General features: G+C 32.9%; 22 protein-coding genes and 1 pseudogene. 21 read left to right on the top strand and 2 right to left on the bottom strand.

Features of this window, described 5'->3' with window-relative positions:
* Positions 1–185: 185 nt before the first annotated feature.
* The 5 genes from ACN6MX_RS09640 to ACN6MX_RS09620 all read left to right on the top strand — a co-directional run bounded on the left by ACN6MX_RS09640 (position 186) and on the right by ACN6MX_RS09620 (position 2,975).
* Positions 186–1,139, top strand: coding sequence for an alpha/beta fold hydrolase (locus ACN6MX_RS09640; RefSeq protein ID WP_419962391.1), 954 nt, complete (start codon positions 186–188; stop codon positions 1,137–1,139).
* Between the two features lie 203 nt (positions 1,140–1,342).
* Positions 1,343–1,807 (top strand): tetratricopeptide repeat protein, encoded by a 465-nt coding sequence (locus tag ACN6MX_RS09635; RefSeq protein ID WP_419962390.1) that lies wholly within the window; start codon positions 1,343–1,345, stop codon positions 1,805–1,807.
* Between the two features lie 89 nt (positions 1,808–1,896).
* Positions 1,897–2,082, top strand: a complete 186-nt coding sequence (locus ACN6MX_RS09630; protein WP_419962389.1) for a hypothetical protein — start codon at positions 1,897–1,899, stop codon at positions 2,080–2,082.
* Positions 2,083–2,251: 169 nt separating this feature from the next.
* Positions 2,252–2,581: a hypothetical protein gene (locus ACN6MX_RS09625; protein WP_419962388.1), complete on the top strand. Its 330-nt coding sequence runs from the start codon at positions 2,252–2,254 to the stop codon at positions 2,579–2,581.
* A 121-nt stretch (positions 2,582–2,702) separates the two neighbouring features.
* Positions 2,703–2,975 (top strand): hypothetical protein, encoded by a 273-nt coding sequence (locus tag ACN6MX_RS09620; protein ID WP_419962387.1) that lies wholly within the window; start codon positions 2,703–2,705, stop codon positions 2,973–2,975.
* A gap of 99 nt (positions 2,976–3,074) precedes the next feature.
* On the opposite strand, the gene ACN6MX_RS09615 is transcribed toward ACN6MX_RS09620, so the two are convergent.
* Both ACN6MX_RS09615 and ACN6MX_RS09610 read right to left on the bottom strand, forming a co-directional pair.
* Complete coding sequence (locus ACN6MX_RS09615) at positions 3,075–4,298, bottom strand: IS110 family transposase (RefSeq protein ID WP_419962386.1); 1,224 nt, start codon at positions 4,296–4,298, stop codon at positions 3,075–3,077.
* 414 nt (positions 4,299–4,712) lie between these two features.
* Positions 4,713–5,264, bottom strand: coding sequence for a 2'-5' RNA ligase family protein (locus tag ACN6MX_RS09610; protein WP_419962385.1), 552 nt, complete (start codon positions 5,262–5,264; stop codon positions 4,713–4,715).
* Positions 5,265–5,765: 501 nt separating this feature from the next.
* Between ACN6MX_RS09610 and ACN6MX_RS09605 the strand changes: the two genes are divergently transcribed.
* The 16 genes and pseudogenes from ACN6MX_RS09605 to ccsA all read left to right on the top strand — a co-directional run bounded on the left by ACN6MX_RS09605 (position 5,766) and on the right by ccsA (position 15,288).
* Positions 5,766–6,164: a hypothetical protein gene (locus ACN6MX_RS09605; protein ID WP_419962384.1), complete on the top strand. Its 399-nt coding sequence runs from the start codon at positions 5,766–5,768 to the stop codon at positions 6,162–6,164.
* Positions 6,152–6,925: an oxidoreductase family protein gene (locus ACN6MX_RS09600; RefSeq protein WP_419962383.1), complete on the top strand. Its 774-nt coding sequence runs from the start codon at positions 6,152–6,154 to the stop codon at positions 6,923–6,925. Before ACN6MX_RS09605 ends, ACN6MX_RS09600 begins: the two co-directional genes overlap by 13 nt.
* Positions 6,926–7,062: 137 nt before the next feature.
* Positions 7,063–7,656: a DUF2441 domain-containing protein gene (locus ACN6MX_RS09595; protein ID WP_419962382.1), complete on the top strand. Its 594-nt coding sequence runs from the start codon at positions 7,063–7,065 to the stop codon at positions 7,654–7,656.
* A gap of 170 nt (positions 7,657–7,826) precedes the next feature.
* A complete protein-coding gene (locus tag ACN6MX_RS09590; RefSeq protein ID WP_419962381.1) occupies positions 7,827–8,135 on the top strand; it encodes a hypothetical protein in 309 nt (102 codons plus the stop codon).
* Positions 8,136–8,335: 200 nt separating this feature from the next.
* Positions 8,336–8,539, top strand: coding sequence for a DUF4083 domain-containing protein (locus ACN6MX_RS09585; protein ID WP_419962380.1), 204 nt, complete (start codon positions 8,336–8,338; stop codon positions 8,537–8,539).
* 157 nt (positions 8,540–8,696) lie between these two features.
* Entirely contained in the window at positions 8,697–9,023 is a 327-nt protein-coding gene (locus tag ACN6MX_RS09580) for a hypothetical protein (RefSeq protein WP_419962379.1), read from the top strand.
* 645 nt (positions 9,024–9,668) lie between these two features.
* Complete coding sequence (locus ACN6MX_RS09575) at positions 9,669–10,253, top strand: GNAT family N-acetyltransferase (RefSeq protein ID WP_419962378.1); 585 nt, start codon at positions 9,669–9,671, stop codon at positions 10,251–10,253.
* Positions 10,220–10,471 carry a GNAT family N-acetyltransferase gene (locus ACN6MX_RS09570; RefSeq protein WP_419962596.1) on the top strand — a complete coding sequence of 84 codons (252 nt, stop codon included), beginning with the start codon at positions 10,220–10,222 and terminating at the stop codon, positions 10,469–10,471. The genes ACN6MX_RS09575 and ACN6MX_RS09570 overlap by 34 nt, the downstream gene beginning before the upstream one ends.
* Positions 10,472–10,565: 94 nt before the next feature.
* Entirely contained in the window at positions 10,566–11,042 is a 477-nt protein-coding gene (locus ACN6MX_RS09565; RefSeq protein ID WP_419962377.1) for a hypothetical protein, read from the top strand.
* Positions 11,043–11,180: 138 nt separating this feature from the next.
* Entirely contained in the window at positions 11,181–11,351 is a 171-nt protein-coding gene (locus tag ACN6MX_RS09560) for a hypothetical protein (protein WP_419962376.1), read from the top strand.
* Between the two features lie 131 nt (positions 11,352–11,482).
* Entirely contained in the window at positions 11,483–11,740 is a 258-nt protein-coding gene (locus tag ACN6MX_RS09555) for a DUF3953 domain-containing protein (RefSeq protein WP_419962375.1), read from the top strand.
* Between the two features lie 326 nt (positions 11,741–12,066).
* Complete coding sequence (locus ACN6MX_RS09550; RefSeq protein WP_419962374.1) at positions 12,067–12,285, top strand: helix-turn-helix transcriptional regulator; 219 nt, start codon at positions 12,067–12,069, stop codon at positions 12,283–12,285.
* A complete protein-coding gene (locus tag ACN6MX_RS09545; protein WP_419962373.1) occupies positions 12,269–12,652 on the top strand; it encodes a hypothetical protein in 384 nt (127 codons plus the stop codon). The genes ACN6MX_RS09550 and ACN6MX_RS09545 overlap by 17 nt, the downstream gene beginning before the upstream one ends.
* 216 nt (positions 12,653–12,868) lie before the next feature.
* The gene (locus tag ACN6MX_RS09540; RefSeq protein WP_419962372.1) at positions 12,869–13,390 is read left to right on the top strand and encodes a DUF5412 family protein; all 522 of its coding nucleotides are present in this window, start codon (positions 12,869–12,871) and stop codon (positions 13,388–13,390) included.
* 199 nt (positions 13,391–13,589) lie between these two features.
* Positions 13,590–14,384 (top strand): annotated as a pseudogene (locus ACN6MX_RS09535) (serine hydrolase).
* A 523-nt stretch (positions 14,385–14,907) separates the two neighbouring features.
* The gene (gene ccsA, locus ACN6MX_RS09530) at positions 14,908–15,288 is read left to right on the top strand and encodes a cytochrome c biogenesis protein CcsA (RefSeq protein WP_419962371.1); all 381 of its coding nucleotides are present in this window, start codon (positions 14,908–14,910) and stop codon (positions 15,286–15,288) included.
* The last annotated feature ends 77 nt before the right edge of the window (positions 15,289–15,365 follow it).

Below are 15,365 nucleotides of genomic sequence, written 5' to 3'. Positions count from 1 at the left end.
GGTATTTTTGAAATCGTGTTGAATAAGTTAATATATGTAAATTATTGAACAAAAGGGGTGTTTTACTTCAAGTCTGGGTGGAGCACTTTTTTCTTGAACTAACGTAGTCTAGTTTAATAATTATTATTCGCACCATTCCGTTCAATAATGCAATCATATCTCTAGGTGATACGAGGAGAGGTTATATGAAGAATGAAAAAGTTATTAAAACAACACTTGGATTCCTTGGCTTTCAATTAACATTAGTAAATATGTACTCTAATAAGAAAAATAAAGTAAACGGATTGGGCAATCTAGTAAAAATAAATGATAGAGTAATTCATACAATTGATTCTGGAAGCGATGATTCAAAATATACAGTAATATTAGATGCTGGATTAAGCTGTTGTTCAATTGATTGGTATTATATCCAACCAAAAGTTTCTGAATTTTCAAAGGTTATTTCATTCGATAGGGCTGGATATGGATGGAGTTCATCAGTAAAAGGAAAATATACAAGTGAAAACGTGGTTGAGGATTTGATAAAAGTGTTAGAAGAATTAAACGCAAAACCTCCATACGTGTTAGTAGGACATTCATTTGGTGGTTTAAATATGCGATTGTTTGCTAGTAAATATCCTGAGAAAGTGGCCGCTTTAATTTTAATTGATTCAGTACACGAAAAAAGATATTTAAGTAGTGAATGGGATGAAGAACGTACGAACATTCATAAGAAAAACTTGAGGTTATTTAGATTGGGATATATAACTTCAAGCTTAGGTATTCCTAGACTACTAAAACAACCTGTTGGCAGAAAACGTTTGCCAGAACCTTATCAAAAATATATAAACTATATTGGTTATAACTCTAAAACATTCGAAGCAGTATATAAAGAATTCTTTTATAGTGAAGAATCTGCCTCTCAATTAAAAGACTCAAAACCATTAAATAAAGAACTTCCAATAACTGTTTTAAGTTCTAACAATAATGATGTTTCTTGGGTAGAACATCAAAATATTCTTTCTAATTTAACAAATAATACGATTCAAATTAAGACTGACCATGGGCATTCAATTCATTTGGAAAATCCAGAAATTGTAATAGATACAATAAAAGAAGTTATTAACGAACTAGATAAAAACAAGTTCTTATTAAGCTAACGAGGTGCTTTACTTCAAGAAGGAGTAAAGCCTTTTTTCTTATTGAACTAAAGAAGCAGGTTAGTTGAAGAAGGATTTTTTTATGCCACACTAGCGAGAAAGGTTACATTGATAAAAATAATATAATTATAATTGTGAATATTTACATTTCTAGATACAATAGGGTGGCGTGGAGTGAAAAAAATAGAATTGAGGAGATTATTATGAAAAAGAGAAATTTCATATTTATTTTTGTAACTTTAATTTCTGTTGTTGGTTTGTATCTTCTATTAGATTTGGAAAAGGATTATAGCCAGCTTTCAATTGAAGAGTTACACGATTTGGCACAAAAAGAAGATGCAGAAGCACAAGGAATGTTAGCCTACTATTATCAAGAAGGAATAAATGTAAATATTAATTATGAAGAAAGTCTAAAATGGTATTTAGAAAGTGTTAGTAATGGAAATACAACAGCTATGGTCAACTTAGGTTATCTTTATGGAAATGGAATAGGTGTAGAAAAAGATTTAACAAAAGCATTTGAATTGAACTTACAGGCTGCTAATAGTGGAGATTCAAGTGGGATGTTTAACGTAGGCAAGAAATATGAGATGGGTATTGGAATAGCTAAAGATACTTCGAAAGCCAATTATTGGCTGGAGAAATCCGAATCAGCAAAGGGGATATAATATAATATTCCTGTTGAAAATTCGGTAAATGCTTCTTTCTTGTTCAACTAACGAGGTGCTTTAGGAAAGAGAGAAAAGGGGGATTAACAGTGCTATTTTTTATTTTTATTGCAGTGTATGGGACTCCTATCCTTGCAACTATTTTTTGTTTAAATTTAATTAGCATTATCAAAAAGGTGAAAGCTGAAGAGAATTTTTCAATAAACACAGTTTGGTTGACTGTATCATTCGTCATTATGATGTGGAGTATTGCAGTTGCTGGATTAGGGGAATAGTGCCTTACAGAATATAGATCGTTCCGAACTAATGCTTGTTCAAGTAACGGGTGCTTTAGTAAAGTTCATAGGGTTGCTTAGGCAACTACTTTTTCTTATTGAACTAACGACGCAGGTTAGTTGAAGAAGACAGGGGATTATTTTATATTGCCAATAAGGGGGTTTTATATTGTCGTTCGGTAGTATAGCTTTGGGGATTTTTATGATAATTCAAGGGATCAGTCATCTAAAGAAAAGTGACTATTTCATAGGGGGGAATATAAGGACTTTTTTAGGTGAAGAAAAATTCCAATCCTATCAAAGAGGTATGGTTTTTCCATATTTATTATTAGGGACGATTATGATTTGTATGGGAATAATCGAAAACACATTAAATATACCAACACTACTTTTTATAACAATATTTCTTTCTCTTGGTCTAATTCCAATAATATTAGTTTTAAATAACAATAAAAAATTCACAAATCGATATATATATTTGGATAAAAGAAATAAATAAGGAGTAAAGCTTTTTTCTTAATCAACTAACGCGGCAGTTTAGTTTAAGTTTAGTTTAACAAGGATTAATTTTAAGAAGTGAGAATAAGTAAATAGAGAAATAAAACTGGGGGGGAGAAAAATTGGAGGAAAACGATAGAGGCACTTTATATTTTAATATGTCCATTGGTACACTAGGACTTCTCATTATTGTAGTAGGATTATTCAAATATGTTGAAACCGTCGGTGGGGATTCTTTATATGTATTGTTAGGTTTTCCTTTAACAATGATTTACTTAAATTATCTTGAAGGGAAAGCTGGTATAAGTAAAAGAATATTATGGATTAAATCTATCATAGCGATTTCTTTACTGTTTAAGATTAACATCTTCTTATTAAACTCCCATGAAAATTAAAATCTTCGATATAGAAAAAAAGACAATACGAAATCTGACGCAGCTCAATTTTTTTTAAAAAAGTGTAGCGCCTAAATGAGAATCAAATTGTGGGTTGGATTAGGAGGCATTTGGTTCAGTGATTGTCACGTTGTAACCTAAGTTTTCAAGTCTTCGAACAGAATATCGTACAATCGATTGTTCTTTTTGCTTATCAAAGTAATCTTCACCTAAGTCTACATACATTTCTTTGCGTGTTAGGAGATAGTAGCTGATTCTTAAAATGGCATGAGCGACTGATATTCCTGCACGCTTTTTACCTTTTCTTGATGCAGTACGCCTATACAGGGCTCCCAAATAGGTTTTAGATCCTCTGACAGAATGAGCTGCTTCAATTAATGCTGATTTCAAGTACTTGCTTCCTTTTCTCATGTTGGTTGATTTCCTTTTGCCCGCACTCTCATTATGTCCAGGTACTAATCCTGCCCATGAACATAAGTGCGCGGAACTGGGGAATTGCTTCTCGACATCCGTACCGACTTCGGCTAAGATTTGTTCGGCCATTCGAGTGGCGATGCCGGGAATAGAATCCAATCGCTCAATATCTTCTTTGTGGGAGGATAATCTAGCAGACACCTCTTCGTTTAAGATTTCAATCTGCTCAGTAAGAAATTCGATATGGACCAAAATGGTTTTTAACATGAGACGTTGATGCGGGTTGATATATCCCCGAAGAGCTAGCTCCAGTTCACTTTTTTTCTTCTTCATTGATCGACGGGCTAGGCTAGCTAGCTTTTCAGGATCATTTTCGCCATCGGCGATAGCGCGAAGCATATCAAGAGACGAAACACCCATGATGTCGGAGACAACGGAACCTAGTTTAATATTCGCTCCTTCTAACACCTTTTGAATCCGATTATGTTGTCTCGCACGCTCTTCAATGATACTTCGACGGTATCGAACTAACTCTCGTAATTCTCGCTGATTTCTGTCTGGAATAAAACTTGCTTTAAGTAGACCGTGTCGAAGAAGTTTGGCAATCCATTCGGCATCCTTTACATCGGTCTTGCGACCTGGTACTGCTTTCATATGTTGAGCGTTCACTACTAAAAACTCAATGCTCTCGGCTTCTAGCAAGTTAACAATAGGTTTCCAAAATACACCTGTACTTTCCATTGCTACGTGAGTACAACCATGCTCCTTAATCCAGTCAATTAACTGTAATAGAAATACAGTTTTAGTGGAAAACGTTTGAATCTCCTTTCCTTTTGGTGTAATAATACAGGCAGTAATGGAGTCTTTATGAACATCCATACCACATGCACGCTCAATGATTACTTCCATTGTAACCATCCTTTCTACGGCAAATAGTATTGGAGGCTGGTGCAATAACCAGAGTAGGATTAATCTCCCATGAGTGCTTCCCGTAAGGGAGCGACAGTCTGTGATGCACCGTGGTCGTTGGAGTCAGACTAACGGATGGGCTCTATGGCACCATAGTTCATCGACCTTCCTCTCCCAGCCGTAGTATCCTATACCCAGGTTTTCACATTTTCATTCACTGTGGTGTAGCGCTGATTTTGCGCTACATGGATGGCTAACGGGTGCTTTACTTCAAGAAGGAGTAAAGCCCTTTATTTCGTATTGAACTAAAGCGGCAGTTTAGTTGAACAAGAAATGATAAAATCATTGTAAATAAAAAAGAGGAAGGAAGGTTTTATTTTACGAAGTGCATAAAAACACCTCATTTTTGTGAGGTCAATTGTTTAAAGAGATATCTAAATATTTTTCATATCTTTGCTTTTCAATGTTCAATTCATAAACTCTAATAAAATTCACTTCAAAGACGGGATAGGGTATCAATTCTTTATCTGCTAGTTGCTCCATATCTTTTAGTTCTTTTTTTGAAAGTCCAGTAGAAATGTCTCCGCCGTACTGTTCTTTCCCCAAAGTTAAGTGTGGTGTAAAGGCACCCAGTTCAAAATACTGTGTTATTAAGTCTTCTGATGGTGAAATTTCTTGCACTATTTTTTCGTGCAAATCGTGTAATTTATTTGAGATAACACTCAAATATAAAATATTTTCTCCAAAATACTTTGCTTTATCTAATGATATTTGAAAAGGTTTGAAATTCCCACATACTTTTAGTATTTTGTCTATCCACTTTTTATCTGGAGTTAATCCTCCTTGTGCTTTCAAAGTTATATGAGGTTCTACACCTAATTTGTTAATCCATTTACTTTGAAAATGTTCAATTCGTTCTAAATATTCTTTTGGTGGGACAATTCCAATAAAATACTCTACCTTCATTCTTCTCCACTCCTATTATTTTAGTTTTAATAATTTTAACGGAAAATTCTAAATTTAAAAAGGTTATTATTTCACGAAAACATTAAACTTTGGAAAAACAGCCTTTAAAAATAATAATTTCCTTATTCAACTAACGGGTGCTTTACTTCAAGAAGGGGTAAAGCCTTTTTCTTATTGAACTAAAGCGGCAGTTTAGTTGAGTAAGAAAAGGATTTAATTTATAAAATGTCGAATAGATAATTGAATGTTGAATGCAATAAGGAGAGGAAATGAAGAGATGATTTTTAATAAAATGATAAACACACAGTTTAACTCAGTTGTATCTAATGTGAGAAAGACATCAGAAAAAGTTGACTGTTCAGGTGCAGCTGTATTAATTATTCATAACGATAATATTGTTACAGAAGAATATTGGAGCAAACAATCCGTTACTCAACTTATTGAATAAAAAAAATGGTTGCTTTTTGAAGTTATAAATTATTTGTTGGTGAGGTGTATAGATTGATAAAATCATCGGATTCTCAACATATGAATGTTGACACTGAAATTCTTAGAGAATGTATTTCTAAAGCTTTGAAAACAACGGATTTAAATTTAATTAATTGGAATATTGATCCTATTTCTTGCAAATCGACCAACTTTACAACAGGTGGTATATATCGAGTCCATGGTATTGCAGAAACTGTACAAAGCCATTTACCTTGGACAATTGTATTAAAAGTTATCCAGTCTGAACATGAAGACAAGAACCACTTACAACATCATAATTATTGGAAGCGTGAAGCTCTTGTTAACGAGTCAGGAATTTTAACACGCATGCCAAATGTTATTCAGACCCCCGAAAGTTATAAAGTTGAAAAAAATCTAAGAGTGAAATCTGGATTTGGATGGAGGAAATAAATGAAGATAACCACAACAATTGGTCACAGAAAGAATTTATATTTATTGCAAAACAATTAGGTTTATTCCATGGTACTTATGCCACAGGTGAACAGCCAATTCCAGATGAGGATTGGATTTGTCGTCAATGGCTGAAATCTTGGATTGCTGGATGCAAGAAATACGCAAGCGATCCATGCCTTAACTATCTCAAAATTCAAGGTGTGCTTCAAGAAATTGATCAAATTTGGAAAACTTTTTCGAATTTGAATCAAAATCTGCAAATTCATTTTGAAGCTATGAGTCGAATTCCAAAAGCTTTGTCACATCAAGATTTAAGTAAACAGAACATGTACATAAGTAACAAAAAAGAAGGTCAAAAAGATCTAATTTTAATAGATTGGCAATTCCTAAGCATTTCTGGAATAGGGGAAGACTTAGGAAAATTATTCGGCGTAGCTTTGAGTCAAGGGGATATACCTATTGAACAGGGTTGGTACTATGAAAGTCTCATATTCAAAAGCTATATGGATGGCTTAACAAATGCTGGGTGGCAAGGTGAAGAATCATTGGCAAGGTATGGTTTTTGCATCTCAGTGGCATTGCGTAGTTCTTGGGAAGTTCCAAAGTTAATCCAGCATATAGCAAGCTCCAATATAGATAGTTCAACCTCCACGAACAAAGATACACAAAAGCTATTACAAATCGTGAGAATTCAAATGAAACTTGGTGAAGAAGCACAGCAAATATTGAGAACAATGGGATATTCTTTATTTGACTAACGTGGTGCTTTACTTCAAGAAGGAGTAAAGTCTTTTTTCTTCTTGAACTAAAGCAGGGGTCAGCAGGTTAGTTCAACAAGGCACTATTTTTGTTTGTGTACAAATTTATTTAGGTGAAGTCAGATAGGAGATAGACTATGAGAGAGAATGAGCTGTACGTTTATCACATTGTTACTAGAAATAAAATGAGTCTAGGTCAAATAATTAGCTTTGACAAGAATCAAAGAAATACCTTATTTAGCTTCTTTTTTGAGAGAGAACAATTGAATTCTAAAGGAGAAGACTTTTTTAGGATTTTACAAGAACATTATTCAAATGAAGGCTTGTGCTTGAATAAAGAAAATGCCGATGTAGTTATTAAGTATGCAGACCAAACAATAAGAGCTATCAGAGAAGTAATAGTAGAAATGGTTAGACTACAAGAATATCCAGAATACCCTTCAAGAATGTCTTGTTTATACGCTACAAAAAACTATGAAGACTTATCGAAATGGAAAGCATTATTTGATTCATATAATCGGAAGGTTTTGCAGATTGTTAAACTTAGAGTTATTGGGAACTCCTTTGAGGGGGATGGAAACCTTTTACCAAAAGAAGATGGGGTTCCATTCTCTCAAAAAATTGAACAAGCTAGACAGTATTGGCAGGGTAATGTGAAAAACGAGCTTCCTGAACTCTTAATCGACGGGAAAATAGAAGTAGTTGAAGTTATTGATGATTTCACTACTTAAATTCAAATTTGTTAATAACAGAATGTTAAAAGAATGTTTTCGTTTTACCGAGATACAGGTGCAATCCTTCTTCACCTAACGGGTGCGTTACTTAAACAACAGGAACAGGAAACCTTTTGCCCTTAGGTACTAATATATAAAGAATAAGTCTTGATTGGGGGGAGTTAATTATGTTAGATATATTATTCCTATTTGTTCTTACTTTTGTTGGGGGAATAGTTGTTATTGCTGGACTCTTTCCTATATTTGGTGGAAAAAATCCAAAGCCAAGTCCTATAGTTAAGTCTTTAAAATGGCAAGTCTTTGTATCTATTTTTACCGCTATATGCTTTGTTTATTTTACATTTTCTAATATTGAGTTTTCTGTGGGTAAGCAGGATCCGTTTAATCAAGTACTCTTTTTCTTCATTATGGTTGTATCGGTTTTTAATGCGGGATTATTGACGCAAAAATACATTCAAACAAAAAAGAAAGAATAATCTTATTCGACTAACGAGTGCTTTACTTCAAGAAGGAGTAAAGCCTTTTTTCTTATTAAACTAAAGCCGCAGTTTAGTTGAACAAGGAATGACTAATAAAGAGTCTATTATCAATGACAAATGGTAAAATGATGTAAATAAGAAATGCGAGAGGTAATTTACAGTTGTGCTTGACCATTTCTACACGAGGGGATGTTTTAATGTTTAATGTGGGAGACATGATTTATCAGGTTATAGTATTGGGCCTTATCCTTTTATTTGTAGTATCGTTCACCTTATTTATAAGGAGATTACTCTTGAATCAACAGGCAAAAGTGCATCAACTTAATGAACTTGAAAAGAAATTGGATAAAATATTAGAGTTAATGGATAAGAGTGAGAATGAATTTTCTTTAAGGAAATAACAGTTGTGAAATGTTACACTAAACTAACGGGTGCTTTACTTCAAGAAGGAGTAAAGCCTTTTTTCTTATTGAACTAAAGCAGCAGTTTAGTTTAAGTAGGTGTTAGAATTCAAACATTGGTTTATTTGAAAATACAACACAAAGTGAGGTTAATCCTATGAAGAAAAAATGGCTTATAAATGTTTTTGCTTTGATAATTTTTTTAGGAGTTATAATATATTTTAATTATCAAAACTATCGGTTAGGTGAGAGAGAAGATAGAGAAGAACTTCTAGCTGCTGTCGTATTTGATTTAGTTGAAATTGAATCAATTTCTAAAGAAGATGTCAAAGAAATAAAGGTTTTTCGTCAAGATGCGGGAGTTTATCCGTTCTACTATAATATTTTGGTAAGGTTAAACAATGGAAAAGAATTAAGTTATGAATGGGCAAATAAAGAAAAAAACAGCTTAACAGTTTCACGTTATGGAAAAATAGAGGATTAATAGTAGAGCGAAATTGATACTACCTAATTAAACTCCCATGAAAATTAAAAAAACCTCAAAATCTATAAAAGTTCATAACAAAATAGACTCAGAAATAGCTTTTTTAAAAAAAAGCTGAGCCTTTAGAGTGATTATATTAAATTGAAAGTTTACTCAGGAATCAACTCCATTCTCTTATAATAAAGGCGGCTGGTGCAGTAACCAGAGTAGGATTAATCTCCCATGAGTGCTACTCGTATAGAGTGCGACAGTCTGTGATGCACCGTGGTCGTTGGAGTCAGACTAACGGATGGGCTCTAAGGCACCATAGTTCATCGACCTTCTTCGCCAGCCATACGAATCTATACCCGTTCTGAAACAATTTTCATCCTCTGTGGTGCAGCGTTTTTTGCTGCATGGGTGGCTAACGGGTGCTTTACTTAAAGAAGGGGTAAAGTCTTTTCTTATTGAACTAACGCCGCAGGTTAGTGCAATAAGAGGTTTTTTTACAAGGATGTAGAAGTACTTATTGTAAGGGGAGTTGTTTTGGGATAAATGAAGAGGGAAGAAACTTATTATTAAGGGCTTTATATACAAAATGCTCGTCAGGGGGAGTTGTAACTGAGTAATTCTAACATAAATTTTACGAATAGAATGCTAAGAGTATTGAGTAACGCAGAAAACGAAGCACAACTTTCAAAATTAAAAGTATTACAACCCGCACATCTCCTAATAGCCTGTTTGAATGAGAAAACAGGGGTCCTTGGAGAAATATCTCTGAAAATCACCTTGGATAAGAATTCATTGAAAGATATGATGGAGGATATTTCAAATCAGCATACGACAAACAGTGTTTTTTTCAACGTTAGAGTTACAAAAGAAGTAATTAAAGTTTTGGAAGTTGCTATTAATTATATGAAAAGATATAACCAAGTCTATGTAAATGAAGGTCATTTGCTTAAAGCATTAATAACAACTAATGTAGTTGACAGTTGTTTATCAGATGAAAATAGAAAAATAATTTTATCCCTCGGAACTACCTCACGAGATATGATTACTCATATTGGAAATTATACCGTCCCAAAAATTAACTCCCATCTTGTCCGTAAAGTGAATAAAAACGAAATTAGCGAACTTGTTCATTTTATTGAAAATAATTTTTCGAATGAGTGGTCACAAACTATAAGAGAAGCATTCTTTTTAAGTAAGCCACCGATATATATTGCTTTAGATATAATGGAGATATTGTAGGGTTTGCTGCTTATGATATTTATAAGAATAAGAAATGTTATTTTGGTCCAATGGGGGTAGCATTATCCAACAGAGTTAACGGGATTGGATATTCTTTACTACATCACTGTTTAAAAGACATGAGTGATATTGGTTATGAGTATGCAATTATTGGTGATGCAGGACCGATAGAATTTTATGAAAAAGCATGTAATGCTGTTGTAATACCTTCAATATAGTTTAGAACACATCTCAGAGTAAAATAGACAAAGAAAGGAGATGTAACAACATCTGCTTTCTTATTCAAATTATGGGCTATTTAAGGAGGAAGTAATGTCTTTAAATGATCAATTTTTCAATATTGCTAACGCACTGAATAAAGAGTTAGATATTATTCCTGTTTTATACGGTTCATTAGGACTAGAAAAAGTAACTGGAGTTAAATTCTCTCCACAAGACATTGATATTCTTGTTCCTTTAATCTTCTTAGAAGAGAAATGGACCATGCTTAAATCGGTAATTGAACAGTTAGGATATGAAATGGTTGATTTACATGAGCATGAATTTAATAAAGGTAAGATTAAGATTGGATTTGCTTTTATTGAGGATTTGAAACCCTTTGCAGATGTGGATTATAAAAAATTTAAGAAAAATGAAGATAATGGTGCAATGTATTACACACTCTCAATTGCTGATTACCTTAAAGTTTACAATAAGTCTTTATTAGATGGGTATCGAAGAACAAAAAATAATAAAGACGAAAGTAAATTGAAGATTTTAAATGACCTTGTACAAAATAACTTTGATTGAGTTAAGTTCTACTTAAACTAACGGGTGCTTTACTTCAAGAAGGGGTAAAGCATTTTTTCTTATTGAACTAAAGATGCAGGTTTGTTGAATATTGATTTTATCAAATTAAAAAAAGAGCCTCTGTTGAGGAGGTAGTATATGAAAAGTGTTCTTTTTGGCATTGCAACTATACTTTTAGGCATTGCAGTGATAATTGCATTTAGTTCAACTGGGGATGGTTATTCGTACGGAACAAAGATTGGTCTAGGAATTTCATTTGCTGGCTTATTGTTTTCGGCAGTGGGGTGTTTTACTAACAATAGCAGATAACCTTATTAAGCTAACGGGTGCTTTACTTCAAGAAGGAGTAGAGCGTTTTTTTCTTATAGAACTAAAGAAGCAGTTTAGTTTAATTAGGTATCTTTTGAAGGTGACAGATTATCAGTGGGAGGTATAAATAAATGAAAGAAAAAAAGTTTGATATTTTAATGTTATTTCAAATGATTTTTGCAATCCTTGTTATGTTAATTGGTATTTATGGTAAGGTTACGGAAAACTACAACTTACTACCTTTGATGTTAATACTTCTGAGTATAACGTTACTTATAATGGGGTTACGAGAATATAAAAGAACTAAGAGTTTATTGTGGGGTATCTTCATTTTATGCACTTCGTTATACATTTTATTCTCTGCGGTTGAAGGCATTATGAATAATTAAATTGAATTATTATTCAACTAACGGGTGCTTCGGCAAAATATGGCCATTTTGATGGTCAATTTTTATCTTCAAAACACTAAGTTGATTCTCAGATATGCATTGTGAAATGTTACACTTAAACTAAAGCGGCAGGTTAGTTTAATTAGAAATGTAAATAAATTTGGATATTAGCCAAAAGAAAGATTATCTCGATAGTCGATTAGTTAAACAACAGGTCGATGTTGCAGCGTACTTATATAACTATAAAGTACGCTTGACTTTTGATATTTAAGTAAAGTACACTTTACTTAAAGTGAAGTTAACTTTACCAATAGGGTGGTAAGCGAATGAAAAACAATATTAAGTTGTTAAGAGCAAAACATAATTTGACTCAGGACCAATTAGCCGAAATGTTAGAGGTTTCAAGGCAAACAATCATTTCGCTAGAAAAAGAAAAATATAATCCTTCAATTACACTTGCTTTTAAATTAGCGATAGTATTCAAATGCAGAATCGAAGATGTTTTTATATACGAGGGGGAGATTCATAATGAAAAAAGCACGTGAAAACCAAATTACTTATTTATTTTTAGGTATAGTAATGGTCCCGTTAAGTATTTATATAAACTACCCTTATTTAATGCATAATACATTTCCAGAAGGCATTATGACATTATTTCTAGGTACTAGTTCTCTAATGATGGCTTATTTATCGCCACATTTATTCCCAAAAGATGAACGTTCAAAAAAAATTATGGGTAAAAGCATGAGTATAAATTATTTTGTATTATTCAGTGCAATGACGTTATTAATTCTACTGACAGGCTCCTTAGGACCTTTTGTATTAACAGCTAATCAAGTTTTAATTGTTTTATTCTGCATTATGGTTACTACAATACCTTTAACAATGATTGTTTATGCTAATAGAATATAGGTGACGATTATGAACTATTTACCTTTCGAAATTAAACGATAGCTTCTCTCAGATTATGCAATTTTATCTGTTTAATGTGAAGCATTGCACTTAAACTAACGGGTGCTTTACTTCAAGAAGGAGTAAAGCCTTTTTCTTATTCAATTAAAGGGGCAGGTTAGTTCAATAAGAAAATTTTTGGGGGAACACCAGAACTTCTAATAGGGAGGTAATTAAGTGGAAAGAAAATATAATTTGTGGTCATTCATTTTATGTTTGTTATTATTAGTGCTTTCATTACAATCGTTATATGCGTCATATTACCGAACTTGGCAAGTGGCACCACCTGCTTTAACTTTATGGTTACTCACTGTTATTGCTTTCGTTACGGGTATTATTGGATTTAAAGACAAAAGTAGTAGGCGAGCGAGATGGAGAAGTTGGCTTACGGTGCTAATTGGATTCCCCCTTTCGGCAATTTTTCTATTAGGGGTAGCGGTAAATACATTTGCGAGAGAACCCATTGAAACAGCACAATCACCTGACTCTAAAATAATCGTCGACTTTTACACATTAAACGGTGGGGCGGCTACCTCCATTAGTGTAGAAGGAATTGTAAATGGTCCCCTTTGGTTTAAAAAGAGGATTTATTACGAAGACCCTATGCACAAGGTTGATGTGGAATGGGAAAATAACCATATTATTATAATTAACAATCACACTTTGAACTTGGATAAAGGGGAAACTTTTTCGAATTAATTTTTTTACTAACGGGTGCTTTAGCAAAATATGGCCATCATTTCGATGGTCTATTTTTATGTCCAAAACATTAAGTTGTTCTCAGATATGCATTGTGAAATGTTACACTTAAACTAAAGCCGCAGTTTAGTTGAACAAGGACAAGTTTACAGAGAGAACAAGTAGTGAATAGAAAAATACTGTGAAGTGGGGTTCGGAAATGGAGAAAGTTCTTGAAAAATTAGAGGAACTAAAGTCAGGTGAAGTGGGAATTATTATTTATTCTCAAGTAAAACAGGATATAGTTTTATCATCAAATAAAGGGCTATTAGTACCTCTTGCTTCTGCGGCAAAAGTTGCTATTGCCTTTTGTATCGCAAAATTGGTTGAAGAAAGACACTATAAATGGACTGACATAGTTGATGATGTAATTTTAAATCCAGAAGAGGATAGTAACGAAGTGTAACCTCACTTTCAAAGTAGAGAAAACTTGGCACTCCAAGATGCGGTGGAAGTTATGATAGCCTGTCACGATAGCTTTGTGACAGAGAGAATTGTTCAATTTTGTGGTGGATGGGAAAGGATTAACAATAGAATAAAAACATATTTTAAAAGCATAAATATTACTCAAAATCCAAGAGACTTGGACAACATTGGAGAATTGAGTGAGATGTTAGAACTTTTACAATTAATACATCAAGGATACAAAACTAATCCTAATTTATGGATTCCAGTTATTAATGGTTTAGTCAGGCAACGAGGTGATATAGAAGGAATACCAAGCCATTTCTTAAATCATATGACTGGAGGATTAGATAATGTAGTAGTTGATATTGGGATAATGGGTGAGTTTTCCAAAAACCCATTATTATTTGTTTTGGGGGCAAAGGAGTTACCAAATCGATATAAAGAAAAATTAGCAGACGAAATAATCATTGAAGCAATGAAATTACTTTATGTTGAGTATTGCAATCAGGAAGTTGAATTTGAAAATGAAAGTCTATCTAATACTTAAAATGCTTATTAAGCTAACGGGTGCTTTAGCAAAATCTGGCCATCGTTTTGATGGTCTATTTCTATGTCAAAAACATTAAATTGATCCCAGATAAGCATTGTGAAATGTTACACTTAAACTAATGACGCAGTTTAGTTGAAGAAGCGATTTTATTTAAAGGTTCGAAAAATAGCTTTAAAAGTACAGAACCAAAGAACAAATTAGCATCCGTAAATTGTAATAACAAGCATATCCAGATGTTAGTTTCCATTTTTAATCGAGATTGTTATAATTAGGTACACTATGAATAGATTATATATTTAAAATAATTAAAAAGTGTTGTTCTATTGTCTTCCACTACTTTAATGACACTAAGTAGCAATGCTTTATATCTATCTGCTAATTGCTATATTACCCTTTGGTTTATCTATTAAATTCTAAATTCAAAGTTTTTACTTTAACAGGAATAATATTGACAGCGATAGGCTTTATATTTCAAATTTTCTATTTTATTTCTAGGTGGTATTTAATTGGACATCCCCCAGTGAGTAACTTATATGAATTTATGACGTTCTTCGGCATAATGCTTATCGCAAGTTTTCTTATTTTGTTTTATTTATATCGCCAAACCATCATTGGTCTTTTGACTCTACCGGTCGTTCTATTGACTTTAGGTTTTGCAAATACATTTTCGAGTGATGTAACACCTTTAATTCCAGCTTTGCAAAGCGAATGGTTAACTATTCATGTGCTAACTGTAGCATTTTCAAGTGCCGTATTGTCTATTTCTTTTGTTACCGGTATAATCTATCTCTTAAAAGTTATTGGTCTGGGGGAAAAAAGTCTACGAGCGTTCTTTTTAGAATTAGTTATGTACTTTTTAGTTACAGTATTTTGGGTTTATTATAATTACAGGTATCTTTAGTTCTATCAATTACAAAAAAACGATTACGTTTGAAGATAGTAACTCAATACAGGAAACTTTAGAATATAATATACCTT

The sequence above is a fragment of the Psychrobacillus sp. BM2 genome (assembly GCF_048572895.1).
Taxonomy (GTDB): Bacteria; Bacillota; Bacilli; order Bacillales_A; family Planococcaceae; genus Psychrobacillus.
Note: the sequence above shows the minus strand (reverse complement) of the source record. Positions and strands in the feature narration are given on the sequence as shown.